Source organism: bacterium, assembly GCA_030697795.1.
Taxonomy (GTDB): Bacteria; Patescibacteriota; Minisyncoccia; order JACQLN01; family JACQLN01; genus JACQLN01.
The window spans coordinates 1-25,006 of the sequence record JAUYOV010000016.1; the positions used below are offsets into that span (position 1 = coordinate 1).

Genomic DNA, 25,006 nt, shown 5'->3' on the forward strand with positions numbered 1-25,006 from the left:
GACGCTACACCGCAAGGTAAGTTTATGTTAAATATTGCTTTTGGGCAGAGCAAATACTATGTTGATAATCTTTCAGAGAATGTGAAGCGTGGACTTCGACAAAAAGTAAGACGAGGCGAACAAAGTGGTCAAGCTCCGACGGGATATTTGAATGACAAGTTAAACAAGAAAATTATTCCCGATGTGGAAAGGTTTCGCCTCGTCAGAAAAATGTTCGAAGTCTACGCTACCGGAAATTATTCTCTGAAAGATACAAGGAATTTGCTCGCCCAAAAGGGCTTGGTGTCTAAAAATGGTAAAGTTCTTACTGTTTCAAACACGCAGATGATATTGAAAAATCCTTTTTACTATGGAATGTTTTTATTTAACAAAGAACTTTACCAAGGAAAGCACGAGCCAGCGATTTCAAAGAAACTTTTTGATAAATGCGCGGAAGTATCGGCGAGGAATGCTCATCCGATGAAGCGAGGAATTAACAAACATATTTTCCGCGGAATATTTTTGTGTGAAGAATGTGGCTGTGGTATCACAAGCGAAGTGCAAAAAGGTCACACATATTATCGTTGCACCAAAAAGAAAGGTGTCTGCACACAAAAATATATCCGCGAAGAATTCCTCGCCGAACAAGTAAATGACATTATCAAAAAAGTTTCTTTGCCGTCCGAGTGGAAAGAATTCATGCTCGCTGAACTGGACAAGGAGCAAGCGAGCAGTTTCCACTCTGACGCCCTTTTCATTCAAAATCTGAAAAATCAAATCAAAAGTGTTGAGGAGACGCTAGATAGGCTTCTTGACGCTCATTTAGACAGCACAATTACGAGCGAGGAGTATACCGCCAAAAAGCAAAAGCTCCTCAACCAAAAGATTGATTTTTCAGAGAAATTGAAAGATTTTGAACGAAAAGGCAATCGCTGGCTCGAACTTTCTAAACAATTCATTTTAGACAGTAACCAAGCCATAATTATCGCTTCCGAAGAAAATCTCGAAGCCAAAAGAGATTTTCTTAAAAAGATTGGCTCGAACCCCCGCCTCGCGTCCCGCTCGCTCCTTTTGGATTTCAAAAACCCTTGGCGGATTCTGGCGGAAACCCCCGTCGCGTCGCTTTGCGACGCTCCGAATTTTGGCGAAAAAACGAATTCTGAAACTTGGCTGCGGGACTTGGACTCGAACCAAGATACCATGCTCCAGAGGCATGTGTCCTACCTAATTAGACGATCCCGCAATAATGTAGAAATTAACATAAAATTGCTATTTACGAAAGGGTGTTTTAAGCTATTAGAATAGTAATTAATATATGAGAAAAAGGCTCAAAAAGAAACACCACTCCTGTAAATTATGCAAGCCTCATAAAATGGGGCTGTGCGGAAGGTGGAAAAATAAAGAATTATCACTTTTAAAAGAATTTGAAAAGACTAAATCTATTGAAGTGGAACTTCGATAGATTTTAAGCAGTGTCCTTTTTTGGAATGAGTCAATATAATGATTATAGAAATGAATCCATGAATAGAGAAGACTGGCAAAAATTTTATAGATGGCGCGCAAGAATTCAGTGGGTAATGATCATCATAACGATATTAATGTTTTGGTATTTAAGTAAGCATTAATGATCTAAAGTGATATACCAAACTGAAGGACCGTCCTTCAGTGCAGAAATTATTAAGCAAAAATCAGATGAATGAAAAAATAAATAAATTAGATAGAAAAGAAAAAGAACAGCTTTATATTAAAAAGATGACTGAACTTCAGACTAGATGGGGTAATCCGATTGACGACGATTGGAATCTTAGTGAATGGACAGACAAAGAACTAGATAAAGGATTAGCAGATACGATTGGACAACTAAGATTTGAAAAAAGTGTTTCATTTCTAAAAAAACTTTTCTTATACCCAATCTATATTTTTATTGTACTGGGTATTATTGGGCTTTTAGTTTTTGGCGTAAAACAGCTTAATTAGTTAATCTACCCATTTAGCAAGGGGTTCTTAAGGGTTTATAAATATATCGTGAATCCAAATAAAACTGAAAAAGAAATTTTAGCAAAGCGAGCAATTTTTCGAGCCAGTTCCGGTCTTCATTTTTTAGATCAGTGCCTTATTCATATTCATCGAGGAGCCACTGACCCTGCTTTTTCTAGATCTTGTTACATTCTTTTCTCTTTCAATTTTGAGCTTATCTTAAAATCTTATCTATTACTTACCAGCAAACAGACAGAAAAATCAGAACTAATAAAAGAAATCAAGTCACACAATCTGGATAAGCTATCGAAAAAATTATCAAAAGATGAACTTGGAAATATTGGCATAAAAAATATCCGCACAAAGAAAGATTCCGGTTTTAAAGAGTATTTAATAGCAATGACTACTGGAAATAATATTGTTATCCAAGACTTGATTGATGTACGATATGATTTTGAGAAAGGAAATCTTCGTAATATTGATAAAAATGAATCAACTAGAATGAATAACGAAGTGGATATTTTACTTGAAATGACAAAAAAAGTTATGAAAATGTTGGAATATCAAAATGACTGAATCAAAAACCAAAAAAATATTAATGGGGCTCGGGGTTGTTTTTGTTTTAGCTTTGGTTTCGTTGGTATTGCAATTCTCTACCCCGAACATCGCCGACCCCGATGCTTTTTACCACATGGCACACGCCAAGGTGTATGCCGAACGTGGAGTATTTTATAGCGAATTTCCGTGGGCGCAGTTTTCTATAATTAAAGATTTAAAATCCGATATCTGGTATGGCTTTCATCTTTTCTTAATTCCATTCACCTACATTAAAAACGCTGGAATAAGCATAAAACTAGCCGGCGCGTTTATTACTTTTCTTACGCTAATCGGATTTTATTTTGCCTTAAACAGGTTAAAAATAAAATGGCCTATTTTATGGGCGTTAGTTTTTGTGCTCGCCACACCCGATGTTATGTATCGTTTAATAATGACACGGCCTCATAATTTATCTTTTGCTTTGACCATAGTAACTTTTTCACTATTTTTGACTTCGAGTAAAAAATGGCCACTGATCTTACTGGGATTTACCGCCGCATTTTTACATTCAGCTTTAAGCTGGCTACCTTTAGCCGTTGTTATTATCGCTAGCCTAGTATCAAAATTCCGCCGTGAGCCTATCAGATGGCGTAGCCTACTCTATCTAGCTCTAGGCCTAGTTGCAGGCTTAATCGCCCGCCCAAACCCGTTAGCTGGCTTAAAACTCGTTTATATTCAAGTGATACAGATTATATTCGTTAAAACTCAAAATATTCCATTAACATTTGGCCGAGAATTAAAAACTCCAAATTTTGATTCTATTATAAAAAATATATTGCCAGTTATTTTAATTGGCCTAATTGGGATTGTTTTATATAAAATTGCCATTAAAAAATATCGCGCAAGCGAAATTGGTAATTATAAAAATATCTTTGTATCGGCCTTAACTGTTTCTGCTTTCTTTTTACTAATAACTCTATTTGTCGCCCGCCGCAGTTACGACATCTTTACGGGTTTTACTTTAATAACATCTTCCATGGCTTTAACTCTTTACTTAAATAAAATATCAAACACAAAGCATAAAAATACTGTTGTTTCGGTTTTGATAATAAGCATAGGCATTTTGAGTTTAAATTCTGTGCCCTTGTTTAAAAAATATAACAACGATGCTTGGTCGCCCAACGATCTTAAAGAATCTTCACTCTGGTTAAAAGAAAACGCTAAACCGGGCGAGATAGTTTTTAATACCAGTTGGGATCAATTTGGTAGTTTAATGTATTGGAACCCCCAAAATTATTATATAAACGGTATGGATCCTATTTTCCAATATGCTTTTAGCCCAACACTCTACTGGAAGAATCACTTTATATTGGCCGATGCGGGCTACACCAACACCTGTGGTTTAATTCGCTGTAAAGAGGAAGAAATAGAAACCACGCCTTCGGTTTTGGTAAACGATTTTAAAGCTTCGTATGTGGTGCTTAAAAAATCTCGTAATCCTAAAACATATTTCTATTGGCTAAAAGATAAAACTTTTCCCTTGGTTTTTGAAAATAGCGTTGAAGCGGTATTTAAAATTTCTCCGTCAAATCAAAAATAGATATGTGGATAAGTGATCTATCTATAATCGCCTATACTGCTAAAATTAAGTTATTATAAGCATCTTAATTGCAACAAGTTTTGGTGTGTTTAAACCAAAGCCTATTGTTTAAATAAAAATGGAAGAACAAACAAACTCAAAAATGACTATCGGGGGTATTGTTTTATTATTAGTCGGTGTCGTTATCGGCTACTATGTTGGCTGGACGCGAGCCGGTGGCAGTGCCGCCGCGGATACTAAAAACAAAGCCGAAGCGGTGGCAGAAGCCGCAGAAAAGGTCGCTGCGGAAGCTGCCAACCCATTCAGCAATACCGAGTCTAATCCTCTAAAGGGAGTTCAAACAAACCCGCTGGAAAATGTAAAAATTAATCCATTCGCCCAATAAAATATATGCGAACAATTAAGATAGCTATATTCTCTTTAGCAATTTTTTCAGTTTTTTTGATTTCTGATGCTTCGGCTCAAAATCCTTTTAATGTAAGTTTCCCCGTAGCCGAGCTGGGCAATTGCGGTTCGATGGCAGAATGCAAAACTTACTGCGATGACTCCGCTAATGGCGGAGACTGTTTGGATTTTGCCGAAAAGAATGGCTTGATGAAACCGTCCGAACTTAAAGTGGCCAGAAAAGTTGTAGGTAAAACTGGGCCGGGCGGTTGCCGAGGCATAGAGTGCCAAGAATATTGTGAAGATGTAAGTCACCAAGATGAATGTTTTGAATTTGCGGCTGGCGCAGGTTTAATTCCCGCAGCTGAAGTTAAAAAAATACGGCAGATTAAAGAAAGAATCGGTAGCCTAGAGGGACCGGGCGGGTGTCAAAGTGAAAGCGATTGCCGCGAATACTGCGAAGATACCGGCCATTTGGAAGAGTGTTTAGATTTTGGCGTTAAAGCCGGCTTTATGAGCCAAGAAGAAGCCTCAAAGATTAGAGGCATTGCCGGTAAAGGGCCGGGTGGATGCAAAGGCGAGCGTGAATGCCGCCAGTATTGTGATGACCCGAAACATGGTGAAGAATGTTTGGTTTTTGCCGAAGAGCACGATCTAATGCCTAAAGCAGAAATCCAGCGCGCTAGAAAATTAATAAATCAAGAAGGGCCGGGTGGTTGCCGAGGTATAGAATGCCAAAAACACTGTGAGGATGAAGATAACGCCGAAGCTTGTTTGGATTTTGCCGAAAAAGAAGGCTTGATGCCCCGCGAAGAAATTGAACGCGCCAAAAAGTTTATAAATATAGCTGGGCCGGGTGGTTGCCGCGGCCGAGCCTGCCAAGATTTTTGTAGCGACCCTGCTAATCAAGAAGAATGTTTTGAATTTGCTAAAAAAGAAGGTTTAGTCCCGCAAGCGGAAATTAAAAATATGGAACGCGGGCTTAAATTGCAACGCGAAGTGGAACAAAGCGGCGGGCCGGGCGGTTGCCGTGGCGAAGAAGAGTGTATGGATTATTGTTCCGACTCTACTCATACCGATGAATGTTTGAACTTTGCCGTGGAGAAAGGTTTTTTTTCCAAAGAAGAAGCTCGTGAACAGTTAGATCAATTTACTAAATTTAGAGAATATGGAGATAAAATAAGATCCAACCCTGGAGAGTTTGAAGAATTTGGCGATTTCGGGGGCGGATTTGATCGCGAAGAAATAGAACAGCAATTCCGAAAACAGATAGAAGAGTTTGGTCCGGCAGGGTTTGATCCGGGCAAATTTGAAGAACAATTAAAATTTGGTCCCTCTAGTGGCAAGTTTGGACCACAAGGTTTTATGCCCAGAGGCGGAGGCCTGCCGGCAGGCTTTGATATTGATGAAAACTTGGATCCTCAACAGATTGAACAGCAAATCAGACAACAATTTCAAAAACGTGGTGGCAGCTTCCCTGGTGGACCCGGTTCATTCCCAGGCCAAGGACGTGGTGTTGAGGGCGGGTTTCCTGGCCAAGGCGGTGGTGGTTTCCCCGGTGGTCCTAATTTTGAGGAAGGAGATTTTGAGGGCGGAGAAGGTTTTGATTTTGACGGAGGTAATCTTCCAGAAGGTTTCCATCCACCATCCCCCGAAGACTTTAAAAATTTTAACCAGCAGCAAAATCAAGGCGGGAATAATTTTCCCCAAGCGCAACCTAGCGGGATTAAGGGAGAAATTAATAAACAGATTCAAGGAGAATTCCAAAACCAAGTTCAGCAACAAAACCAACAGCAATTCCAGCAAGAGTTTAACCGACAGTTTGAACAGCAATCCGGTGGAGCTTTTCAAGGCCTGCCCGGTCAGGGTGGAGGTTCACCTGGGCCAGCGCCATCTGGAGGAGGATCATTTCAGCCCCAGCCGACTGGCGGTTTTGAATCAGGCGGTGGGTTTGTCCCAAGCAGTGGCGGAGGTTTTTCTCCTCCCCCGGGAAGTGGCTCATTTAGCCCGCCACCCGGTGCTTTAGCTCCAACCCAACCACTCGGTTTTATCTTAAGCCCGATACTAGATATATTTAGATAAATAAGCGTAAAAAATGCCCCGGATATCAATCGGGGTGTTTTTTGCTTTCGTGATATAATTATATTTAATATTTAATATTTGATTTTTTATTTTATATCGTGCCTCACTATACCTTCGCCTTAAAAGAGAAAAAAACTGTCGCCAAAGAAACTATGTCTTTTGTTTTTGAATATGGCGATCAAGATTTTAATTTTAAGCCCGGCCAGTTTATAGATATTTCTATAGAAAATCCAAAATATAAAGACGATAAAGGCAATGTCCGCGCTTTTTCTATCGCCTCTTCTCCACTGGATAGTTACCTAATGATAGCGAGCCGTTTAACCGATAGCGCCATGAAAAAGAGTTTGTCCGAGCTAGCAATTGGCAGTTTGGTGCACATAGATGGTCCTCTGGGCTCGTTTAAGTTACACAGTGATAAATCCGTACCTGTTGTTATATTAACCGGCGGTATTGGCATTACGCCTTTTAGAAGCATTGTAAAAGATGCCACCGAAAACAATTCCGAACAAAAAATAATTTTAATATATTCTAACCGCACGCCCGAAGACGCTGCTTTTGTGGACGACCTAGAAGAATGGCAAGCCTACAACAATAATTTTAATTTTGTAACGCGCTGGACCAAAGAAGATGGTCATATAGACGAGAAATTTTTAAAACAGCATATTAAAAACCTAGCCGCGCCGTTTTATTATGTCGCCGGCCCGCCCGGCCTGGTGGCAGGCACCACCCAGCTTTTAATAGAAATTGGTGTTAAGGAAGATAATATAAAATTCGAAGAATTCGCTGGGTATTAATCTATGTATAAATGAGCAAAATCCAGTCTTACGAACATTCACCCTTTAACTGTAAGTTTTAGAAGATCGCCTTTCCAAATTGAAAATTGAAATAATTTTATCTTTCGTTACCAAACGATAAAAAATTCTGTAAGAACCAACACGTCTCCTCCACACATTGTCGTAACCTTCCATCTTTTCTAAATCGCCGTAATAAGGATTGAGAGGTAACGAATAGACCACTGCCCGAATTCGTCTAACATCTTTCTGGGGAAGTTTGTTAATAAATTTAAGGACAGCCGGATCAATCCTTAATTCCCAACTTCCTAGTGAATTCTTCAAATGATAGAGTTTTACCTTCTTTTAAGTTTTTAATAGATCGAGCCAACGCTCTTTTGTGGGCTGGTGTAGGTGTGAAAGTTTTAATCTTCTTAAACTTCAAAAAGACCTCGTATTCTCCCCGAGGAACTACTATTAAATCTTCCTTCTCCGAAAGTTTTTTAAGTATAGTTGTGATTGACATACGCCAATACTGTAACAAAAGACAGAGCAACTAGCAAATAATGTGGAATACTACTAAGTGTTTTATTGAATCTCATTGAAGCCGTTGTTAACGAAGACAGCATCCGCTTTGAAGAATTCGCGGGATACTAGGGGTAGCTTTTAGCCACTAGGGGTTAGCTTATTAGAAAACCACGAAGTCGGACTTCGTGGTTTTGCGGAGTTTAATTAAAACCCCCCGAGAAAGCGTTCGCTTTCTCGGGGGGGCGATTTACTCCAACGGAACATAGCGTTGAGGGAGAGCTTTTGCCAACCTATCTGGCAAATTCTTGTTATACATAAAGCGATACCCCAGAGCTTCATGCCACAAATTATACTCTAGCGCCATTCTATGATAATCGGACATCAGCCTAAAATAGCTTTCTCTGGCTTCATACCAATCACTGATTTCTTTTTTCGTCCACAAAGATTTTGGTACGCTTCTTCTATTCGATTCTAAAGAAATCATTTTTTGCTTATGCATTCGTATGCTAACTTTGAGCCCAAAAAGATTACCCGACATAGTTGATAGTTCTTGGTATTCTTTGACAAGAAATCCTTGACCTACCTTAACCTCTGGCTTATCACTAACAAATAAAAAGAAAGCTCCACAGACCAAGGCAATCGATAAAAGAAGAAAGAAAAAAATCAAAGATATTTTCCCAGCATCTCTTAGCAAACCGCCTAAACTAGCCATCCTGCCGACACCCAAAGCGTTCATACTGGCCTCCCCGCCAAGTAAGTTAAAGAACTATAGCGACTACTAACTATTAAGGAAACACCGCTCCGAACAGTATCCCGCCATAGGCGGGCAAGTATGGAGTTTACCTGCCGTAGGCAGGAAGACTATTTTAATATAAATAAAGAGGCTCCATATCGTCTGTGAGGGGCGATGTTTCCTTAGAAATAAATTAAATCTTAAGGTATCGCCTCATGGCAATCAAGCTAGAGATGACGCCTAGAAATACTCCTACTAAAGTTTGAAGCAAAAATATCTGCCAAAAATTATTTCTAAAATACCCAGCAATATCTATACCTGAAAGAAAAGCCGAAATTTTTGGTGAAACAAAAACCAAAATTGGGTAAAAAATTATGGTAGTTACCAAGGAAGCAACTAATCCGTGTAAAATACCCTCTATAATAAACGGCCCGCGGATATACCAATTAGACGCGCCCACTAAGCGCATCACGCCAATCTCTTCGCGCATAGAATAAATTTTTAAGCGAATAGTATTAAATGTAACCAAGACCGCTATAAAACCCAGCACCACAATAGCTATAAAACCCGAACTTCTAACTGTACCCAAAATACTGGAAAGTTTTTCTATAACTTTTTGGTTTTGCCTGTAATTAACTGTATCCACCATACCCGAAAACCTGGTGCTTTCTAAAAACGAAGCGATAGATTCATAGTTATCTATAAGTTTAGCCTTGATGTTGAGCGAAGCCTCTAAAGGATTATCGCCTAGTTCTTCCAAAGATTTAATAATTAAGGGATTATTCTCGTGTTCGGTTTCAAATTTGGCTAAAGCCTCGGCCCGAGAAACATATTCCACGCTTTTTACATCGGAGATTTTTTCTAGTTCGGCTTTAACTTTTAAAACCTCGCTTTCGGTTGTGCTTAATTTAAAGTAAACAGAAATATCAACTTTTTGTTCTAAATCGGTCAGAATACTGCCTGCCACCACCGAAAGCAAAAACAAGCTGGTTATTAAACTTAGGGTAATAACCATAACGCTAATAGTAGCGGTAGAAACCCATTTATTGCGCCAAAAAGAATTAAGGCCTGATCTAGTAACTCTATTTAAAGCCGTTAATATTTTTTCTTTCATTATTTTTAGAAATTAGAAATTAGATATTAGAAATTAGTTTTTTAGATAAGATACTTGCCCTTAAGATCATCTTTAACCACTCTGCCTTTTTCCATTAACACCACTCGGCGTTCCAAATTATTAACAATGCTATTATCGTGCGTAGCCAAAATAACCGTAGCCCCCAATTCGTTTAATTTAAGCAAAAGATTAACAACTTCCCAAGTATTAACAGGGTCCAAGTTGCCCGTGGGTTCATCGGCTACCAAAATATCGGGCCTGTGCACTAAAGCGCGTCCAATGGCCACGCGTTGCCTTTCACCGCCAGAAAGCTGGTAAGGAAAATGGTTAGCCTTATCTTCTAAGCCAACTAAACCCAAGACCTGTGGCACATCTTCTTTAATTTCTTCGTCGTCTTTACCCGCCACCTCCATGGCAAAAGCAATATTTTCATAAGCTGTTTTTGTAGGCAGTAATTTATAATCCTGAAAAACCGTACCTATTTTTCTTCTTAAATAAGGCATTTCCTTATGGCTTAGAGAATTTATAGATACGTCCCCCACAATTATTTCGCCCATACTGGGCGCTTCCTCGCCTATTAACATTCTTAAAAGTGTTGATTTGCCCGCGCCAGACGAGCCTACTAACGAAACAAATTCTTTGGCTTTTATTATTAAATTTATATTTTCCAAAGCCACCATATGCGGCGGATAAATTTTGGAAACGTTTTTAAAATGAATCATGCTTTATCGATAAATGTCTAATATCTAATTACTAATATCTAATCAATATCTAATTTCAAATTTTAAAATTAGTCATTAGGCCTTCGTAATTGATTAGAAATTTGATATTAGTCATTAGATATTTTTAACTCCGCTTCTATAAACCCCTCCAATTCTCCAGCTAAAACTTTTTCCGCTTGTGTAGTTTCAAACCCCGTGCGGTGATCTTTAACCATTTTATAGGGATTTAAAACATAGGAACGTATCTGGTGCCCCCATTCTATTTTTACGTTCTCGCCCTTAAGTTCATCTACTGTTTTTTTATGCTCTTCGTCTAATCTTTGCTGAATTTTCGCATAAAGCAATTTCATCGCTTTATCTTTATTAGAGGCTTGCGAACGTTCGGCTTGCGAAGTTGAAACTAGCCCCGTAGGCAGATGCGTTATTCTTATAGCCGATTCTGTTTTGTTAACATATTGCCCGCCGGGGCCACCGGCTTTATAAGTATCTACTCTAACATCTTGAGGTTTAATTTCTATATTGCCAACGTCTTCTATTTCTGGCATTACTTCAATTAACGCAAACGAAGTATGCCTTAAACCCTGCGCTGAAAATGGCGAAATTCTTACTAAGCGATGCACTCCGCTTTCGCGCCTTAAATAGCCGTAAGCATATTGGCCACGTATTTCTATTATAGCATTTTTTAAACCGGCTTCTTGGCCAGAAGTTACCGCCACCACCTGCGCTTTAAAACCAGTTTTTTCGCAATATTTAAGATACATTTTTAAAAGCATTTCCACCCACTCTTGAGCATCGGTTCCACCTGCGCCAGAATATATGCTTAGTATGGCGTTATTTTTGTCGTATTCACCCGAAAGATAAATTAAAAATTTTTCTTTCTCTATTCTTTCTTCTAGTTTTTGTAAAGATCTTTCAAATTCCTTGTTTAGAGAGTCGCCTTCCCCCACACTCTCCAACAAGCTAACAACCTCATTTAAATGCTTAAAATCGCTTTCATAATTATGCCATTTTTCTATAACATCTTTTATATCGGCCAGTTCCCGGCTAATTCTTTGGGCTCTTACCCTTTCTTGCCAAAAATTTTCTACTACAGTTTCTTTTTCTAACTCTTTGGCTCTTGATTTTTTATGAACAAGGTCAAAGACAGTCCAACAAATGCTGGAGCTTATTTTTTAATTCGACCAATCTATTTTTAAAATCAAGAATCATTAGAATAAGTATAACAAATTATACTCTCTTCAACATCCTAAAATTCTCTTCTACTATATCTTTGGCTCTGTCTAAATCTGCCTTAGCTGGCAGTTTAAAATAAAATAGGCGGCCCAATGGAAAAATTTCCATAGTCACGGCTCCAGTATAATTAAACTTTTTTATAAAAGAGGCAAAACCAGCCCAATCAAATGTGTCTTCTAAAAAACTCTTATGAAAATCACCCTGGTGATCGAACCCGTGGGCATGAATCACCTTTATATTGTTATGGTTTCTTTGAAAAAACTGATATGGATCAAAACCTTTTAAAAAAGATTTAGCTACATCCAGCGTCAGGTTTATATTTCTTGATTTTATAAAACTCTCCAGCTTTTCTGGTTGACCACAATAACTTGGCCAATCTTCTAAGCTTCGCGGAGCGGCATTTTCAAAAGCTATATTTATTTTGCTTTCCGCTTCCCTTTGTTTTACCCAATCAAAAAATTTACTATTAAAACTTCGTCTGACTGTGGCCAAATGCACCACCAAATTCTCGGCATTAAAATCTTTGGCGATAGCTATCATTTTATCCAACTGTTTTTTACCAGTAAAAAGAACATACCAAGGTGGTTGGTGGACATTAACTACAGGCACTTGGTATTTTTCTGAAAGTTTTTTTATGGCCTCAAAACCTAACTTTACAGCCTGCGGAGTTATTACTAATTCTATGCCATCCGCCTTAATATTATGGGCAAATAAAAATACCTCTTCCAAAGGAAAGGGTTCGAAAGTGTAGCTGGATATTAATAGTTTCATAGACTGAGCCGACCCCGGGAATTGAACCCGGAACCTACGGTTTACGATACCGTCGCTCTGCCAATTGAGCTAGGTCGGCCATATAATTGCTTTCATAAAGTAACATTTTACTGCTAGAATGAAAAGGATATGTTTGACTTGATCAGTCTTATAAAAACAGCTGGATATTTAGGCTTATTCGGTATAGTTTTTGCCGAATCTGGTCTTTTTATTGGCTTTTTTTTACCGGGCGACAGCTTGCTTTTTACGGCCGGATTTTTGGCTTCGCAAAATTTTTTAGATATCAAAATTCTAGCCCCGTTAACATTTTTGGCGGCTATTTTAGGCGACAGCTTCGGTTATGCCTTTGGCAATAAGGTTGGCTATAAACTCTTTACCAAAGAAGATTCTTTTTTGTTCCATCGCCATCACTTAGAACGAGCCGAAAAGTTTTATAAAAAACACGGTGGTCAAGCCATAATACTTGCGCGGTTCATGCCTGTGGTTAGAACTTTTGCACCAATACTCGCCGGAGTTGGCAAAATGAAATACTCCACATTTCTTTTTTATAACATAATTGGCGCATTTTTATGGGCTATAGGTTTAACCAGTATGGGTTACTATTTAGGCAGTGCCATTCCCAACATAGATAAATACCTTCTGCCTATAATCGCGCTGATTATTTTTCTTTCTGTTTCACCCTCGTTGATTCATATTCTAAAAAACAAATCCGACCGAGAAAAAATTATCGGGTTTATAAAGTCTAAACTAAAACACTAAAAATGTGACAAGATTATTTACATTATGCAAAAAGATTTTGATAAGTGGAATGAAATAAAAAAAGAAACTCATTCAAGCGACGACTATCTGCCGTTGTATCGTGAACGGCAGATACGATAGTGTCGACTTGGAATAAATGTAGGATTTGAACAAGATGGTACAGGAGAAGGATTTTCACGCCCCGTTTTGATATTAAAAGGATTTAGCCGCCAAGTTTGTCTTGTTGTTCCTCTTACAACCTCAACGAAAAAGAATATTTACCATGTGTCGGCTGGAGTTGTTGATAGGCTCCAAGCAGTAGCAATTATTTCACAAGTTCGTTTAATTGATACTAAGCGTCTATACAAACAAATTGGAACCCTTGATAAAGAGGTTTTTGAGAACATACGAAAAGCCGTCAAAGACATGCTTTAACGGCTTTTCTCTTTTTTGTCCCTCTTTTGCAAGAGGGCCGGCCCGAAGGCATTTGTATGCTTAGTGTAGCGCGGGGGTTACTTTAAGTCAATACACACGGCAGTGTGCTACTATAATCACTTGTCCACTTTTCAGGCGATCACATTAAAAGTGGACATTGTTACTATTTTACTATCAAGGTTTAATCTTAATACGAGCTTTCATTCCACTTATCAAAATCTTCCTGCATGATACTCTATGTCTCGGGCAAAAAATTGCTGGATTTTTAAAATCTAAGTTTACTAATTACCAAGGTTAAATCTAGGTAACAAACTGTTCTATGCACACACATTTGACAAATATCTCATTACTGCATTACACTGTTTAAATCAAACTTTAACCACCATGCTCTTTACATAAAGGAGAAGTAGCTATGAAAATGTTCATTTACACGGAACGTCATAGGGCATTTTGTGGAATAGAAAGGGGGGCACCTAATGGTCCCCGCCATGAAGAATTGATTGTAATCGCAGAAAACAGAAAAGAAGCAAATGAAGCCATCAAGAGAAAGTATATTGAGATAGAGCAAAAAAATAATTTGGGAGCTTATGACGATGATGAAGACGACCAGTTAATCCTATTTACATTTTTTCAATTTGTATCAAGGAAGCTTCCACCAGAAGACAAGAAGAAAATAAAAGTCTACGAGTTCCCTATAGTAAACGGTCTGATCATGGAAATAAGTGAACATTGTGTAGCAGAAATAAAATAAACTCCAATGTACAAAAATTCAAAAACCGATCAATAGATCGGTTTTTTAAATTGAGCGGGTAACGGGAATCGAACCCGTATCTCAACCTTGGGAAGGTCGTATACTACCATTGTACTATAACCGCATTCTAGCTAATTATTAAATACTAATTACAAACTACTTAGCCTTAAGCTCTCCATTCTCCCACTTATACGCCGAAAACCAAACCTTAACCTTGGCTTCTAACTTAGCCGATTTTAGCCAATTATCAAAGTCCTCGCCTTTTTCTTGTGAAACCACTTGCAACAAAGCCTGTGGTTCTAAAATTCTTTCTTTAAATTTATCGGCATCCCATTTATAAACATTTTTTAAAACACCAGAAAGATTAGCTTCGGCCTTAGAATCAAAAGTAACTTCAACTTCTTTTTCGGCTTTTTTAATTTGATCATTGCTAGCCGAAGATTTTACTATTTGATTTATTATAAGACCCTCCAAAGAATTTTTCATAAGTTCTTTTTCCGAACTTTTTTTAAAAAGATCATCCATTTCCTTACTAGAACCAACTAAGCCTTGGCTGTATAATCTGCGCGAAACATCGGCGTTTTCTTTGACCGTGCGCTGGCTTATAAAATTTCCATCTACCGCCACCACCGGAAAATAGCCATTTTGCACCAAGGTATAGCTTAAAAGACCGCCCATCAAAAAAACTAGGGTCAAAATCAAAACTCCAATGTGGTGACTTTTCATGTTATTTTTTTATATTAAAGTATTTTAGCCAATTTTTAAGATTAAACCAAATGCTATTCGGATTATTAAAGGTATCACCAACTTCTGCCTTTAAAAAATTTTCTTCGGGAAAGTTATCTTCGCCCACCACCACCAAAACCGACTCGCCTTCCTTTTTTAAATTTAACCTAGACCTTGCTTCTTTTTCTAACACTTCTGGTTTAGAAAGACTGTCTATTTCGGTTTGAAGTTTTTTGGATTCTTGTTCGTAAGAATCAGTTTTGTTTTTTACTATTTTATATTCGTTGTTTATGCCGTACCACCTATAAAATTCCCGCCCGGCTAAAAATAAAGAAAATAAAAACACTGCGCCCAAGCCCAGCCAAACCAGCCATTTCTTTTTTAATAATATAGCAAATTCTTCGCGCGGCATGATAGTATAATAATATCGTATATGCTTAAATCCAAGAAACTAATTAAAATCTTCTGGCTTATTGGCGCCATAACAATAGCCATCTCTATGGTTCTTTATACTATACTGCCTTTGTTGGTGTATTAAAAAAATGAGCCATTCCGATACCAGATCGGGAATGGCTCAAGCGTCGAGCCTAAGCTCGAGATATTCTGCCGCTCTAGGCGGCTTGGTTTGCCTGCCCTAAGGCAGACGAAAGAACTTATATAGCTTTGGAGTTTTTGGGTGCGTTACCTAAACTTCTAGGCACGCACCCTCATATCTCCATTTTTAATGGACACCTCATCATACAGACTCCCCTCTGTGATGGGCGCATCCTGACGGCGGCTTCCTCTTGATGTCTGGAAGTCCCCGCAAGCTTGATCCTATTCTAACGCAAATAAAAAATCATTGCAACTCGGCAGTGCACCGAGCTTACGATCGTAAGCTCGGTGCACAAAATAACTAATGGTTAATTTGTATCACAAAAACTCAAGGCTAAAAATTATCATACTCTCTAAGCGTTAACTGTGCATTTATCTGGCGCATTGTTTCCAAAACAACCGAAACTACAATCAATAAGGCCGTACCGCCCAAAGTTAAAGTGGTTATGCCAAAAGCTCTTTGGACAATAAGAGGTAAAATAGCTATCAAACCCAAAAATAAAGCGCCCACCAAGGTTATACGATTAACCACGTGGCCAATAAAAGTTGCGGTGGGTTCGCCTGGTCTTATGCCCGGAATAAACCCGCCCTGCTTTTGAACATTCTCGGAAATAGCTTTAGGATCAAACGTCACTGCGGTATAAAAATATGTAAACACCGTAACCAAAAAGAAATATAAAATTCCGTAAGTTAAAGGCTGTTGTAAAAACGCGGCAATGCTTTTCGAAATATTAGCCAGCCACGCAATACTGGAGGTAGATAAAAATTGCGCGATCAAACCTGGAAAAAGCAAAATAGATAAGGCAAAAATTATGGGAATAACGCCGGCTTGGTTAACGCGCAAGGGAATGTGGCTAGAAAAACCGCCAAAAGTTCTTCGTCCCCGCACCCTTTTAGCAAAAGCCACCGGAATATTGCGCTGGCCTTCGGAAATAATTACAATTCCAGCGATAACCACAACCGCCACCGCCATAAAAACTAAATATGTGAAAATTTGGCTAGCATCAAAGGCGATCAAGCTTTGACCCACGCTGGTAGGCAAACCAGCCACAATACCCGCAAATATCAAAAGAGAGGTGCCGTTGCCAATACCCTTTTCGGTAATAATTTCTCCTATCCAAACCAAAAACATAGTGCCTGCCGTCACCGTAATTATTAATGTAATTAAATTGAAAAATGGCAGATCGGTTATTATGCCTTGGCTTCTAAATATAGAAACGGTGGCCAACGACTGAAGCGCAGCCAAAGGAATGGTTAACAATCTGGAAAATTGATTAAACTTGGCCCGGCCTTCCGAACCCGATTCCATATACATTTCCCTTAAGTTTGGGAAAATCATTGTTAAAAGCTGCATTATAATAGACGCGGTAATATATGGCCCTAAACCCAAAAGAATAACTGAAAAATTACCTAGTGTGCCTCCGGTAAACAAACTAACTAAACCCAATAACTGGTTTGAAGAAAAAAGTTCGGCTAGTTTAACTCTATCTATACCGGGCATGGGTATAGCCGAAGCTAATCTAAAAACAACCAACATACCCAAGATAAAAAATATCTTTTTTCTTAGATCTGAGATTTTAAAAATTTGTAGAAATTTATTCATACACAATAGCTTTTTAGGATATTAGCTTTTAGCTTTCTAGTAGGCTAAGAAGCTAGAAAGCTGGCTGGCTTATTTAGCTGGCTTTCTTACTTCCCCACCCACTGCCAATATTTTAGCCGCGGCTTTTTCGGAAACAGCTAAGTTTTCTAAAATTAGTTTTTTGCTAATAGGCCCACCATCAAGAATTTTCACCTTTGGCAAAACTCCTTTGCCTACAACTATTACGCCCTTATCTTGCAGAGTTCTTGGATTAACTTTTTCTCCATTATTAAATTTTTTATCCAAAATAGAAAGTTCAACTGGAATAAAACTCTTTTTAAAACTTTTAAAACTATAGCCCCGAGATTTTGGAATCCTTCTCATTACATCCCTAATGGCTGGCCTTATTCTATGCCCCGCTCGAGATTTTTGACCCTTGGTACCACGACCCGAAGTAGTGCCGCGCTTACCGCCACGGCCAATTCTTTTTTCGTTTTTACCCTTTGTTCTTGGGCTTAAATTATGTAAATCCATATTTTTTATCTTTTGGCTTTAGCAGTAATCAGCTCTAAAGCCTTTAGCGTGGCTCTGGTATTATTTATCTTATTGCCAGAACGGGAAAGAATCTTGCCAATAATATCTTTTAAGCCGGATAGTTCGGAAACAACTCTAACTGCGCCACCAGCGTTTATGCCTCTGCCAGCCGGAGCTGGTTTTAAATAAACAACAGCAGAACTATATTTAACCTTAATTGCCGAAGGAATCGTGCCATTAACAATAGCTATATTTATTAAATGTTTTTTGGCTTGATGCACAGCTTTGGCCACAGATTGAGCCACATCGGAGCCTTTGCCCAAACCAAAACCCACTCTGCCCTTTCTATCGCCAATCACAACAGCCGCCCTAAATTTAAAGCGCTTGCCTCCTTTAACGACTCTAGTTACACGAGCAATTTCTAAAACTTTTTCTTCGAACTCTTTGTCTCTTTTTTCCTTATTAAAGGGCGGTCTGCCACCAGGACCTCCGCGGCCACGGCCCCGCCCACCAAAGCCTCCGCCTGCTGGTCTGTTGTTGCTATTACTATTTGAATTTATTGGTTTTGTTTCCATATTTAAAATTTAACTCCTGATTCTCTTAGCCCGTCTGCCAAAGCTTGTACCCGGCCGTGATATTTATAACCGCCTCTATCAAAAACTATTTTCGTAAAACCCTTTTTAATAATTTCGCCACCCAAAGTTTTTCCTACATCCTTAGCTTTCGTTATACCACCCGTCTTGTTTTTAGCTTTGATTCCTTTTTTAACTAGGTCGCTAAATTGAGCCAATGTTTTTGAATTATCATCGTCTATTAACTGCGCGTAAATATGGTTTATAGATCTAAAAACAGAAAGTCTGGGGCACTCCTTCGTGCCTTTTACTTTTGCCCTTACCCTAACGTGGCGCTTAATTCTATTTAATCTTATTACGTTTTTCATTTCTTTATTCTTTAGGCTCCGGCGCTTGCTTTCTTACCAGCTTTGCGTCTAATTATTTCACCAGAATAGCGTATGCCCTTGCCCTTGTATGGTTCTGGTTTTTTAAAATTTCTTATTTTAGCAGCAACATGTCCCACTAAAAATTTATCAAACCCGCTTACAAAAATACTATTTTTTTCAACTCTTAATGTAACACCAACCGGAGATTCAAATTCAACAGGATGTGAAAAACCAATATTTAATATCAACTTATTGCCCTGAAGCTGGGCTTTAAAACCCACGCCTTCAATATCAAGTTTTTTTTCATAACCATTAACAACTCCGTAAACCATCCCATCTATTATAGATCTAGAAGTACCCCACGAAGGATTAGTTTCGTTTTTAGCGGTAATTGTTAATTCCTTTTCTTTAAGAGATATGGCTATACCTCTTGGCAACCTAAAAGACAAATCGCCTTTTGGACCCTTAATCAAAACAAAACCATCCTTCTCTTCTACAGAGACTTTTTCTGGCAAAATTATTATTTTTTTACCTATCCGGCTCATAATTTTAACTATGAAATCTCACAAACAACTTCCCCACCCAATTTACTTCTTCTGGCTTCGGCATCCACCATAATACCCTTGGAAGTTGAAATTATTTTTATTGTTCCATCCTTTTTTGGAAAAATTTCGTTATGTTTAATATAAATTCTTTGGCCTGGTTTAGATATTCTTTTAGCGCTAGCTATAGCCGGATACGATTCTATATATTTCAATTTTAATTCCAATTTCTTACCAGAAATATTTCTGCCTTTCTTTTCAAAATCTAAAATCAAGCTAGCCTTTTTTAAAACATTGGCTATTTCTTGTTTCATTTTAGAAAAAGGCATACTAACCGTTTCTTTATTAACGGCTCCAGCGTTCCTTATTCTTGTTAACATGTCTGATATGGGGTCTACCATGATGATTTTTTAATTCCTGGTATTTCGCCTTTGTTCGCTAACTCTCTAAAGCAAATCCTGCACAAACCAAAATCTCTCATAAAGGCTCTTTTACGGCCGCACTTCCAACACCTATTAACCTGTCGGGTTGAAAACTTAGGCTTCTTTTTGGCTCTAGCAATAACGGATGTTTTTGGCATAATTTTATTTCGTTTTCTTTTCGAATGGAAAACCTAATGCTTTAAAAAATTCTAAACTTCTTGCCTTATTCGAATTCAAAACCTTAACTGTAAATTGGAAACCAAACGAGTGAGCCGCATCGGCCGAAGTTTCAGGAAAAACCGTATGATCTTTAATTCCAACGTTAAAATTACCATGACTATCTACACAGCTTTCTTTTAGGCCTCTAAAATCTCTGGTTCTGGGCAAAGCTGTTCTTACAAATTTTTCCAAAAAGTCATACATTTTAGAACCATGCAGAGTTACTTTAACGCCCAGAGGCATACCAAGTCTTGTTTTAAAAGAAGCGATAGCTTTCTTTGCTTCTGTGGTCACTGGTTTTTGTCCGGTTATACGCGAAATTTCTTCCGAAACTCTTTTAATAATATCTTCGGGTTTGGCACTGGCTACCACAACCCTGCCCAAGCCAACATTAACCACAATCTTGGTGATTCTGGGCAAAGCCCAAATATTGGCTGTTTTTAGCCTTTCTTGTAAAACCTTGGTTTCCTTTTGAATTTTATCTTTTAAACCTGTCATATGCCTGTTTTGTCTAAATTTTAAAGCTTCTTTGTAGCGAATAAAATTTAGCTACAAAAGAGAGCACCCCGCCCTTTATGTTGGTTATTTGTGATTTAACTGAATTGTTTTCTATTAAATTTGATTTCATGATTCCTTATTCTATATTTTGCTTAAAGGGCGGGGTAAGGTTTGGCCACCAATCGCTTTGCCCGGTTCAGCTGGGCTCCGCTCTTGGGCCAAGCCCTTACTTATAACGTTTGTTTACATTTTTTGCAAATCCTTGTTTTATCTCCAGCAGTAACCGAATAACCAATTCTGGTGGGCTTATTACAAGAAGGGCAAACAATCATAATCTTGGCAACAGCAATTGGTTTTGGAATTAAAATAATTTCACCTTTTTTATCTTGCTGACGAGATTTGGCATGTTTTTTAAACAAATTCAAACCTTCCACTAAAACTTTATTGTCTTCGGGGAAAACTTTGGTAACTTTTCCAGATTTACCTTTATCTTTACCAGACACTATTTTTACTTGATCTCCTTTTTTTATTTTCATGCCAATTATTTGAAGCAAACATCATTCCGAGCAGCATCATGGAGATGACCAATTACTACAATTGAGAGGACTCCATGTCGTCTGCGAGGAGTGATGTTTGCGGAAATATTTATACCACCTCTTCCGCCAAAGAAATTATTCTATCAAAACCTTTTTCCTTAAGCTCTCTTGGTATTGGACCAAAAATTCTTCCGCCCTTAGGTTCTTTATTATCCACTAAAACAACAGCGTTATCGCTAAACCTAAGATATGTCCCGTCTTTTCTTTTAAATTCTTTTCTTTGACGAACAATAACCGCTCTAACCACCTCTTTCTTGTGTACCGATTTTCTTGGTTCAGCCTCTTTTATAGACACAACAATAATATCGCCCACTTGAGCAATCTTTCGGCCGGACCCACCCAAAACCTTAATACACTGGACCAATTTGGCTCCACTGTTATCGGCTACATTTAACATTGTGCGTAACTGTATCATTATTTTTATTTAATATTTTCTTCCGAACTAGATGAAATACTCCTGACCACATCCTTTAAAATCCAGTTTTTATTTTTAGATATAGGCTTTGATTCTTCAATCATAACGGTGTCTCCAATATTTAAGGCTTCACCCTCGTAATGAGCCTGATATTTTTTTGTTGATTTAAATCTCTTTTTATATTTTGGATGCGCCTTAATAGAAGTAACCGCCACCACTACGGTTTTTTGCATTTTATTACTTACTATTTTTCCGGTTAAAATTCTTTTAGGCATTTTTTTCGTTTATTATTGTAGCTAAAACCGCAATATTCTTTTTTATCTTGCTAAATTCACTAACATTCTTAAGTTGAGCGCCGACTAATTTAAAATTAAGATCACTTAACCTAACCCTTTCTTCGTGTAAGGTCTTGGTTAGTTCTTCAATATTCCTTTGTCTTAACTCTTTGGCTTTCAACATAAATTTATCTTGAAATTATTTTTGTCATTACCGGTAACTTGTGCGCAGCTAATCTTAAGGCTTCCTCTGCTGTATCTTTGGCTAAACCATCTATTTCGAAAATTACATGACCCGGCTTTAACGGAAAAACAAAATGATCCACCGCGCCTTTGCCTCCGCCCATACCTACTTCTGCGCCTTTCTTTGTAACTGGTTTAGACGGAAAAACCCTAATCCAGACCTTACCACCTCTTTGCATATGATGCGTCATAGCGCGTCTAGCGGCTTCAATTTGTCTTGAAGTTAACCAACATGTTTCGAGCGATTTTAAGCCAAAACTACCAAAATCTAGTTTGTTTCCGCGTGAAGCTACACCGCGACTGCGGCCCCTATGCCATTTCCTGTGTTTTACTCTTTTAGGTAGTAACATATGCCTATTTTGTCTAAATTTTAGAGCTCATCTGTAGCGAATAAAATTTAGCTACAAAAGAGAGCACCCCGCCCTTTAGACTAGTTATCCTTGAGTTAACTAAATTGATTTTTATTAAATTTGATTTCATGTCTATTTCTCAATATTTTGGCTTAAAGGGCGGGGTTCTCGACAATATAGCCATCACTACCGTTCTTGGATATTGTCGGAAAACTTATCGCCTTTATACAGCCAAACCTTAACCCCAATAACACCATAGGTTGTATGTGCTTCTTCGTGGGCGTAATCTATGTCGGCTCTAAGATTTTGCAACGGAATCTTACCTCTTGTCAACTGTTCTCTTCTGGCAATCTCGGCGCCACCCAGTCTGCCTTTGGCCAAAATTTTAATACCTTTAATACCGGGTTCGGCCATAACCTTCTCTGCCATCATCTTCATAGCACGCCTAAAGGGAATTCTTTTTTCTAACTGTTCAGTAATATTTTTTCCAACTAATCTGGCAAATAATTCTGGTTTTTTAATTTCTTCTATTTCTAGCTTTATGGTGGAATTAAATTTTGTTTTTCTCTCGGCGTGTATTTTCCCAAGAACTTTTTTTATACCCTGCTGTAATTCGTCTAAACCCTTGCCACCTCGGCCAATAATCATACCCGGGCGAGCTGATCTTATACTTATAGAAATAGAGTTGCCCGATCTAACAATATCAACACCATCCACCGAAGCTTTAATCAATTTCTCTTTTAGAAATTCTCGTATAGAAAAATCTTCACGCAAAAAGATTATGCGATTTTTTTCGCTATACCACCTCGAGCTCCAATCTTTTTGTATGCCTAGTCTAAAGGCAACTGGATTTATTTTATGTCCCATCCTTCGCTCCTCGCTTCGCTCGTAGCTACGGATGGCAAGCCATCTCTTGTTGAAGGAATCAATCGCCTGTACTTTTGGCGAAGGATGTCCTTCCGTAGCTTTAGCGAAGGAGGACTACATTAATTTTTTAAATTGCCTTACGCTGAAACATTCTTTTAACAAAACTCGAACCTTTTTGCTTAGAACCTTTTCTTGCACCTAAATCTCTCTTCTTGCTAATTTCCGATGTTTTTGTATTTGATATTTTTTCGGAAGAATGTGAATAACCTTCGTGCTCATCTGTTTCTTTTTTAACCCCATCTGTTTTAATTCTTTGACCTTCCAAAACTAAAGTTACATGCGATGTTCTTCTTTTTAATGGAGCAGCTCTACCTTTAGAAGCTGGCCTAAATCTTTTAAATACTGGACCACCATCTACTTTAAATTCTGAAATTTTAAGGCCAGCCACATCTAAAGAAAAATTATTTTCAGCATTGGCTATGGCCGATTTAATTAATTTAGTTAAAGGTTGAGCCGCAATATTTGGGATAAATTTAAGTTGAGACATAGCGTCTGCCGGATTCATTTTTTTAACAACGTCAACCACCGCCCTAACTTTTCTTGGGCTTATATGCAGATAATTTAATTTGGCGATGACCTTCATTTTCTTAATTACTTAATTACCAATTACTTTTTACCAGCTGGCGTTTCGACAGATTTCGTAGCTTGAGCTTTAGCAGTATCGGCCGCTTTTTGAGTAGCTTCTAGTTCGCGTTGCATTTTACCGCCATGTCTTACGAATTTTCTGGTTAAGGAAAACTCTCCTAATTTATGCCCAACCATTTCTTCCCCAATTGAAACAGGGATATGCACCTTACCATTATGAACACCTATAATGTAGCCCACCATTTCAGGCGTTATGGTTGAGGCTCTCGCCCATGTCTTAATAACCTCTTTGCCACCAGGCTTTATGGTCTTTAACTTCTTCATTAAGTTTTCGTCCAAATATGGACCCTTTCTTAAACTTCTGCTCATGATAGTTATTTGCGTCTTTCAATTATAAAAACATTTGATCTCGCCTTTCTGCGTCTAGTTTTGACTCCGCGCGTACCCTTACCCCAAGCATTCTTAGGTCTTCTTAAACCTCTCATCTGTTTACCTTCACCGCCACCATAAGGGTGATCCACCGGGTTCATAGCCGAACCTCTAACTGTTGGCCTTGTACCCATATGACGCGCTCGGCCAGCTTTACCAATAACAACCATTTTGCTTTCTGGGTTAGAAACAGAACCTAAAGAAGCTAAGCACATATCTAAAACTTTTCTGACTTCACCCGAAGGCAATTGCAAACTTATATAATTTCCTTCTTTGGCCATAACCTTAACGGCGGTACCTGCGGATCTGGCCAACTTTCCACCTTGGCCTGGTTTTAGTTCAACATTATAAACAAAAGAGCCTAAAGGAAAATCTTTTAAGGCCAAACGATTGCCAATTTTTATATCAGCAATGTCGTTAGAAGTTTTTACAATATCGCCCACGTTAAGTCCTTGTGGCGCAATAACGTAACTTCTAGCTCCGTTGGTGGAAAGAACTTTAGCAATAAAAGCGTTGCGATACGGATCGTATTCTATAGTTTCAACTTTAGCGGACTGGCCCAAAATAGATTGTTTAAAATCAATAATACGATAACTTCTCTTAGCTCCAGAACCCTGATGCCTCACAGTGATCCTGCCTTTATTGTTTCTACCGGCTTTAGCCTTTAATTTAATGGTCAGAGCTTTTTCTGGGTTTTTTTCCGTAATAAACTTACGGTATTCAATACCGCTCATTTGTCTGACTGCAGGGGATGTAGGTCTATAAAATCTCATGA

At 38.3% G+C, this 25,006-nt stretch carries 34 protein-coding genes, 3 tRNA genes and 1 pseudogene; 9 read left to right on the forward strand and 29 right to left on the reverse strand.

The window, feature by feature from the left end:
- Window positions 1-1,146: 1,146 nt before the first annotated feature.
- Window positions 1,147-1,222 (reverse strand) — tRNA-Gln (locus tag Q8Q95_04195).
- A gap of 449 nt (window positions 1,223-1,671) precedes the next feature.
- On the opposite strand from Q8Q95_04195, the gene Q8Q95_04200 reads away from it, so the two are divergent.
- From Q8Q95_04200 to Q8Q95_04225, 6 genes are all read left to right on the forward strand, one after another.
- Entirely contained in the window at window positions 1,672-1,956 is a 285-nt protein-coding gene (locus Q8Q95_04200; protein MDP3764790.1) for a hypothetical protein, read from the forward strand.
- Window positions 1,957-2,004: 48 nt separating this feature from the next.
- A complete protein-coding gene (locus Q8Q95_04205) occupies window positions 2,005-2,532 on the forward strand; it encodes a hypothetical protein (protein MDP3764791.1) in 528 nt (175 codons plus the stop codon).
- Window positions 2,525-4,093, forward strand: coding sequence for a hypothetical protein (locus Q8Q95_04210; GenBank protein ID MDP3764792.1), 1,569 nt, complete (start codon window positions 2,525-2,527; stop codon window positions 4,091-4,093). The genes Q8Q95_04205 and Q8Q95_04210 overlap by 8 nt, the downstream gene beginning before the upstream one ends.
- Window positions 4,094-4,211: 118 nt before the next feature.
- Window positions 4,212-4,478 (forward strand): hypothetical protein, encoded by a 267-nt coding sequence (locus Q8Q95_04215; protein MDP3764793.1) that lies wholly within the window; start codon window positions 4,212-4,214, stop codon window positions 4,476-4,478.
- Window positions 4,479-4,483: 5 nt separating this feature from the next.
- On the forward strand, window positions 4,484-6,559 hold the full coding sequence (locus Q8Q95_04220) for a hypothetical protein (GenBank protein MDP3764794.1): 2,076 nt from the start codon (window positions 4,484-4,486) through the stop codon (window positions 6,557-6,559).
- 98 nt (window positions 6,560-6,657) lie between these two features.
- The gene (locus Q8Q95_04225) at window positions 6,658-7,353 is read left to right on the forward strand and encodes an FAD-dependent oxidoreductase (protein ID MDP3764795.1); all 696 of its coding nucleotides are present in this window, start codon (window positions 6,658-6,660) and stop codon (window positions 7,351-7,353) included.
- 45 nt (window positions 7,354-7,398) lie between these two features.
- Here Q8Q95_04225 and Q8Q95_04230 read toward each other — a convergent pair whose 3' ends face one another.
- The 8 genes from Q8Q95_04230 to Q8Q95_04265 form a co-directional block, all read right to left on the reverse strand.
- Window positions 7,399-7,674, reverse strand: a complete 276-nt coding sequence (locus tag Q8Q95_04230; GenBank protein MDP3764796.1) for a type II toxin-antitoxin system RelE/ParE family toxin — start codon at window positions 7,672-7,674, stop codon at window positions 7,399-7,401.
- Complete coding sequence (locus Q8Q95_04235) at window positions 7,637-7,855, reverse strand: hypothetical protein (protein MDP3764797.1); 219 nt, start codon at window positions 7,853-7,855, stop codon at window positions 7,637-7,639. Before Q8Q95_04235 ends, Q8Q95_04230 begins: the two co-directional genes overlap by 38 nt.
- Before the next feature lie 249 nt (window positions 7,856-8,104).
- Window positions 8,105-8,593 (reverse strand): hypothetical protein, encoded by a 489-nt coding sequence (locus Q8Q95_04240; GenBank protein ID MDP3764798.1) that lies wholly within the window; start codon window positions 8,591-8,593, stop codon window positions 8,105-8,107.
- 190 nt (window positions 8,594-8,783) lie between these two features.
- Complete coding sequence (locus Q8Q95_04245) at window positions 8,784-9,704, reverse strand: permease-like cell division protein FtsX (GenBank protein MDP3764799.1); 921 nt, start codon at window positions 9,702-9,704, stop codon at window positions 8,784-8,786.
- A gap of 41 nt (window positions 9,705-9,745) precedes the next feature.
- The gene (ftsE, locus tag Q8Q95_04250; protein ID MDP3764800.1) at window positions 9,746-10,426 is read right to left on the reverse strand and encodes a cell division ATP-binding protein FtsE; all 681 of its coding nucleotides are present in this window, start codon (window positions 10,424-10,426) and stop codon (window positions 9,746-9,748) included.
- Between the two features lie 107 nt (window positions 10,427-10,533).
- The gene (prfB, locus tag Q8Q95_04255; protein ID MDP3764801.1) at window positions 10,534-11,583 is read right to left on the reverse strand and encodes a peptide chain release factor 2; all 1,050 of its coding nucleotides are present in this window, start codon (window positions 11,581-11,583) and stop codon (window positions 10,534-10,536) included.
- Window positions 11,584-11,653: 70 nt separating this feature from the next.
- A complete protein-coding gene (locus Q8Q95_04260; GenBank protein MDP3764802.1) occupies window positions 11,654-12,430 on the reverse strand; it encodes a sugar phosphate isomerase/epimerase in 777 nt (258 codons plus the stop codon).
- Window positions 12,431-12,436: 6 nt separating this feature from the next.
- Window positions 12,437-12,509: transfer RNA gene (locus tag Q8Q95_04265), tRNA-Thr, on the reverse strand.
- Between the two features lie 50 nt (window positions 12,510-12,559).
- On the opposite strand from Q8Q95_04265, the gene Q8Q95_04270 reads away from it, so the two are divergent.
- From Q8Q95_04270 to Q8Q95_04280, 3 genes are all read left to right on the forward strand, one after another.
- Window positions 12,560-13,189, forward strand: a complete 630-nt coding sequence (locus tag Q8Q95_04270) for a VTT domain-containing protein (protein MDP3764803.1) — start codon at window positions 12,560-12,562, stop codon at window positions 13,187-13,189.
- A gap of 132 nt (window positions 13,190-13,321) precedes the next feature.
- Window positions 13,322-13,603 (forward strand): type II toxin-antitoxin system PemK/MazF family toxin, encoded by a 282-nt coding sequence (locus tag Q8Q95_04275; protein ID MDP3764804.1) that lies wholly within the window; start codon window positions 13,322-13,324, stop codon window positions 13,601-13,603.
- Window positions 13,604-14,015: 412 nt separating this feature from the next.
- Window positions 14,016-14,354: a hypothetical protein gene (locus Q8Q95_04280; protein ID MDP3764805.1), complete on the forward strand. Its 339-nt coding sequence runs from the start codon at window positions 14,016-14,018 to the stop codon at window positions 14,352-14,354.
- Between the two features lie 53 nt (window positions 14,355-14,407).
- Here Q8Q95_04280 and Q8Q95_04285 read toward each other — a convergent pair.
- The 20 genes and pseudogenes from Q8Q95_04285 to rplB all read right to left on the reverse strand — a co-directional run bounded on the left by Q8Q95_04285 (window position 14,408) and on the right by rplB (window position 25,004).
- Window positions 14,408-14,478, reverse strand: a tRNA-Gly gene (locus Q8Q95_04285).
- A gap of 32 nt (window positions 14,479-14,510) precedes the next feature.
- Window positions 14,511-15,080 carry a SurA N-terminal domain-containing protein gene (locus tag Q8Q95_04290; GenBank protein ID MDP3764806.1) on the reverse strand — a complete coding sequence of 190 codons (570 nt, stop codon included), beginning with the start codon at window positions 15,078-15,080 and terminating at the stop codon, window positions 14,511-14,513.
- Window position 15,081: 1 nt separating this feature from the next.
- Complete coding sequence (locus Q8Q95_04295) at window positions 15,082-15,492, reverse strand: septum formation initiator family protein (GenBank protein MDP3764807.1); 411 nt, start codon at window positions 15,490-15,492, stop codon at window positions 15,082-15,084.
- 516 nt (window positions 15,493-16,008) lie between these two features.
- Entirely contained in the window at window positions 16,009-17,277 is a 1,269-nt protein-coding gene (gene secY / locus Q8Q95_04300; protein ID MDP3764808.1) for a preprotein translocase subunit SecY, read from the reverse strand.
- A 69-nt stretch (window positions 17,278-17,346) separates the two neighbouring features.
- A complete protein-coding gene (locus tag Q8Q95_04305; GenBank protein ID MDP3764809.1) occupies window positions 17,347-17,790 on the reverse strand; it encodes an uL15 family ribosomal protein in 444 nt (147 codons plus the stop codon).
- Between the two features lie 5 nt (window positions 17,791-17,795).
- Complete coding sequence (locus tag Q8Q95_04310; GenBank protein ID MDP3764810.1) at window positions 17,796-18,365, reverse strand: 30S ribosomal protein S5; 570 nt, start codon at window positions 18,363-18,365, stop codon at window positions 17,796-17,798.
- A 2-nt stretch (window positions 18,366-18,367) separates the two neighbouring features.
- Entirely contained in the window at window positions 18,368-18,730 is a 363-nt protein-coding gene (rplR, locus tag Q8Q95_04315; GenBank protein ID MDP3764811.1) for a 50S ribosomal protein L18, read from the reverse strand.
- Between the two features lie 11 nt (window positions 18,731-18,741).
- Window positions 18,742-19,275, reverse strand: coding sequence for a 50S ribosomal protein L6 (gene rplF, locus Q8Q95_04320; protein ID MDP3764812.1), 534 nt, complete (start codon window positions 19,273-19,275; stop codon window positions 18,742-18,744).
- 8 nt (window positions 19,276-19,283) lie between these two features.
- A complete protein-coding gene (rpsH, locus tag Q8Q95_04325; protein MDP3764813.1) occupies window positions 19,284-19,673 on the reverse strand; it encodes a 30S ribosomal protein S8 in 390 nt (129 codons plus the stop codon).
- Window positions 19,667-19,852 carry a type Z 30S ribosomal protein S14 gene (locus Q8Q95_04330; protein ID MDP3764814.1) on the reverse strand — a complete coding sequence of 62 codons (186 nt, stop codon included), beginning with the start codon at window positions 19,850-19,852 and terminating at the stop codon, window positions 19,667-19,669. The genes rpsH and Q8Q95_04330 overlap by 7 nt, the downstream gene beginning before the upstream one ends.
- 4 nt (window positions 19,853-19,856) lie before the next feature.
- The gene (gene rplE, locus Q8Q95_04335; GenBank protein MDP3764815.1) at window positions 19,857-20,411 is read right to left on the reverse strand and encodes a 50S ribosomal protein L5; all 555 of its coding nucleotides are present in this window, start codon (window positions 20,409-20,411) and stop codon (window positions 19,857-19,859) included.
- A 230-nt stretch (window positions 20,412-20,641) separates the two neighbouring features.
- Complete coding sequence (rplX, locus tag Q8Q95_04340) at window positions 20,642-20,947, reverse strand: 50S ribosomal protein L24 (GenBank protein ID MDP3764816.1); 306 nt, start codon at window positions 20,945-20,947, stop codon at window positions 20,642-20,644.
- A 109-nt stretch (window positions 20,948-21,056) separates the two neighbouring features.
- Window positions 21,057-21,422 carry a 50S ribosomal protein L14 gene (rplN, locus tag Q8Q95_04345; protein ID MDP3764817.1) on the reverse strand — a complete coding sequence of 122 codons (366 nt, stop codon included), beginning with the start codon at window positions 21,420-21,422 and terminating at the stop codon, window positions 21,057-21,059.
- A 5-nt stretch (window positions 21,423-21,427) separates the two neighbouring features.
- The gene (gene rpsQ / locus Q8Q95_04350) at window positions 21,428-21,697 is read right to left on the reverse strand and encodes a 30S ribosomal protein S17 (protein ID MDP3764818.1); all 270 of its coding nucleotides are present in this window, start codon (window positions 21,695-21,697) and stop codon (window positions 21,428-21,430) included.
- On the reverse strand, window positions 21,690-21,881 hold the full coding sequence (gene rpmC / locus Q8Q95_04355) for a 50S ribosomal protein L29 (GenBank protein ID MDP3764819.1): 192 nt from the start codon (window positions 21,879-21,881) through the stop codon (window positions 21,690-21,692). Before rpmC ends, rpsQ begins: the two co-directional genes overlap by 8 nt.
- Before the next feature lie 4 nt (window positions 21,882-21,885).
- Window positions 21,886-22,290 carry a 50S ribosomal protein L16 gene (gene rplP / locus Q8Q95_04360; GenBank protein MDP3764820.1) on the reverse strand — a complete coding sequence of 135 codons (405 nt, stop codon included), beginning with the start codon at window positions 22,288-22,290 and terminating at the stop codon, window positions 21,886-21,888.
- Between the two features lie 186 nt (window positions 22,291-22,476).
- Window positions 22,477-23,157, reverse strand: coding sequence for a 30S ribosomal protein S3 (gene rpsC, locus Q8Q95_04365; protein MDP3764821.1), 681 nt, complete (start codon window positions 23,155-23,157; stop codon window positions 22,477-22,479).
- Between the two features lie 313 nt (window positions 23,158-23,470).
- A pseudogene (gene rplV, locus Q8Q95_04370) lies at window positions 23,471-23,800 on the reverse strand (50S ribosomal protein L22).
- A 23-nt stretch (window positions 23,801-23,823) separates the two neighbouring features.
- Complete coding sequence (rpsS, locus tag Q8Q95_04375; GenBank protein MDP3764822.1) at window positions 23,824-24,171, reverse strand: 30S ribosomal protein S19; 348 nt, start codon at window positions 24,169-24,171, stop codon at window positions 23,824-23,826.
- Window positions 24,172-24,176: 5 nt separating this feature from the next.
- The gene (gene rplB / locus Q8Q95_04380; protein ID MDP3764823.1) at window positions 24,177-25,004 is read right to left on the reverse strand and encodes a 50S ribosomal protein L2; all 828 of its coding nucleotides are present in this window, start codon (window positions 25,002-25,004) and stop codon (window positions 24,177-24,179) included.
- Window positions 25,005-25,006 lie beyond the last annotated feature (2 nt).

What these genes read in the sequence shown, in the direction of transcription:
- Q8Q95_04305 (MDP3764809.1), bottom strand. Translation starts at nt 17,790, where the DNA reads ATGGATTTACATAATTTAAGCCCAAGAACAAAGGGTAAAAACGAAAAA.
- Q8Q95_04295 (MDP3764807.1), bottom strand. Translation starts at nt 15,492, where the DNA reads ATGCCGCGCGAAGAATTTGCTATATTATTAAAAAAGAAATGGCTGGTT.
- rpsS (MDP3764822.1), bottom strand. Translation starts at nt 24,171, where the DNA reads ATGAGCAGAAGTTTAAGAAAGGGTCCATATTTGGACGAAAACTTAATG.
- Q8Q95_04330 (MDP3764814.1), bottom strand. Translation starts at nt 19,852, where the DNA reads ATGCCAAAAACATCCGTTATTGCTAGAGCCAAAAAGAAGCCTAAGTTT.
- rpsQ (MDP3764818.1), bottom strand. Translation starts at nt 21,697, where the DNA reads ATGCCTAAAAGAATTTTAACCGGAAAAATAGTAAGTAATAAAATGCAA.
- rpsH (MDP3764813.1), bottom strand. Translation starts at nt 19,673, where the DNA reads ATGGTAGACCCCATATCAGACATGTTAACAAGAATAAGGAACGCTGGA.
- rplE (MDP3764815.1), bottom strand. Translation starts at nt 20,411, where the DNA reads ATGACAGGTTTAAAAGATAAAATTCAAAAGGAAACCAAGGTTTTACAA.
- Q8Q95_04310 (MDP3764810.1), bottom strand. Translation starts at nt 18,365, where the DNA reads ATGGAAACAAAACCAATAAATTCAAATAGTAATAGCAACAACAGACCA.
- Q8Q95_04210 (MDP3764792.1), top strand. Translation starts at nt 2,525, where the DNA reads ATGACTGAATCAAAAACCAAAAAAATATTAATGGGGCTCGGGGTTGTT.
- rpmC (MDP3764819.1), bottom strand. Translation starts at nt 21,881, where the DNA reads ATGTTGAAAGCCAAAGAGTTAAGACAAAGGAATATTGAAGAACTAACC.
- rplX (MDP3764816.1), bottom strand. Translation starts at nt 20,947, where the DNA reads ATGAAAATAAAAAAAGGAGATCAAGTAAAAATAGTGTCTGGTAAAGAT.
- rplP (MDP3764820.1), bottom strand. Translation starts at nt 22,290, where the DNA reads ATGTTACTACCTAAAAGAGTAAAACACAGGAAATGGCATAGGGGCCGC.
- Q8Q95_04245 (MDP3764799.1), bottom strand. Translation starts at nt 9,704, where the DNA reads ATGAAAGAAAAAATATTAACGGCTTTAAATAGAGTTACTAGATCAGGC.
- Q8Q95_04220 (MDP3764794.1), top strand. Translation starts at nt 4,484, where the DNA reads ATGCGAACAATTAAGATAGCTATATTCTCTTTAGCAATTTTTTCAGTT.
- rplB (MDP3764823.1), bottom strand. Translation starts at nt 25,004, where the DNA reads ATGAGATTTTATAGACCTACATCCCCTGCAGTCAGACAAATGAGCGGT.
- Q8Q95_04200 (MDP3764790.1), top strand. Translation starts at nt 1,672, where the DNA reads ATGAATGAAAAAATAAATAAATTAGATAGAAAAGAAAAAGAACAGCTT.
- ftsE (MDP3764800.1), bottom strand. Translation starts at nt 10,426, where the DNA reads ATGATTCATTTTAAAAACGTTTCCAAAATTTATCCGCCGCATATGGTG.
- Q8Q95_04270 (MDP3764803.1), top strand. Translation starts at nt 12,560, where the DNA reads ATGTTTGACTTGATCAGTCTTATAAAAACAGCTGGATATTTAGGCTTA.
- Q8Q95_04240 (MDP3764798.1), bottom strand. Translation starts at nt 8,593, where the DNA reads ATGAACGCTTTGGGTGTCGGCAGGATGGCTAGTTTAGGCGGTTTGCTA.
- Q8Q95_04290 (MDP3764806.1), bottom strand. Translation starts at nt 15,080, where the DNA reads ATGAAAAGTCACCACATTGGAGTTTTGATTTTGACCCTAGTTTTTTTG.
- secY (MDP3764808.1), bottom strand. Translation starts at nt 17,277, where the DNA reads ATGAATAAATTTCTACAAATTTTTAAAATCTCAGATCTAAGAAAAAAG.
- Q8Q95_04260 (MDP3764802.1), bottom strand. Translation starts at nt 12,430, where the DNA reads ATGAAACTATTAATATCCAGCTACACTTTCGAACCCTTTCCTTTGGAA.
- Q8Q95_04215 (MDP3764793.1), top strand. Translation starts at nt 4,212, where the DNA reads ATGGAAGAACAAACAAACTCAAAAATGACTATCGGGGGTATTGTTTTA.
- Q8Q95_04280 (MDP3764805.1), top strand. Translation starts at nt 14,016, where the DNA reads ATGAAAATGTTCATTTACACGGAACGTCATAGGGCATTTTGTGGAATA.
- rplR (MDP3764811.1), bottom strand. Translation starts at nt 18,730, where the DNA reads ATGAAAAACGTAATAAGATTAAATAGAATTAAGCGCCACGTTAGGGTA.
- rpsC (MDP3764821.1), bottom strand. Translation starts at nt 23,157, where the DNA reads ATGGGACATAAAATAAATCCAGTTGCCTTTAGACTAGGCATACAAAAA.
- rplF (MDP3764812.1), bottom strand. Translation starts at nt 19,275, where the DNA reads ATGAGCCGGATAGGTAAAAAAATAATAATTTTGCCAGAAAAAGTCTCT.
- Q8Q95_04235 (MDP3764797.1), bottom strand. Translation starts at nt 7,855, where the DNA reads ATGTCAATCACAACTATACTTAAAAAACTTTCGGAGAAGGAAGATTTA.
- rplN (MDP3764817.1), bottom strand. Translation starts at nt 21,422, where the DNA reads ATGATACAGTTACGCACAATGTTAAATGTAGCCGATAACAGTGGAGCC.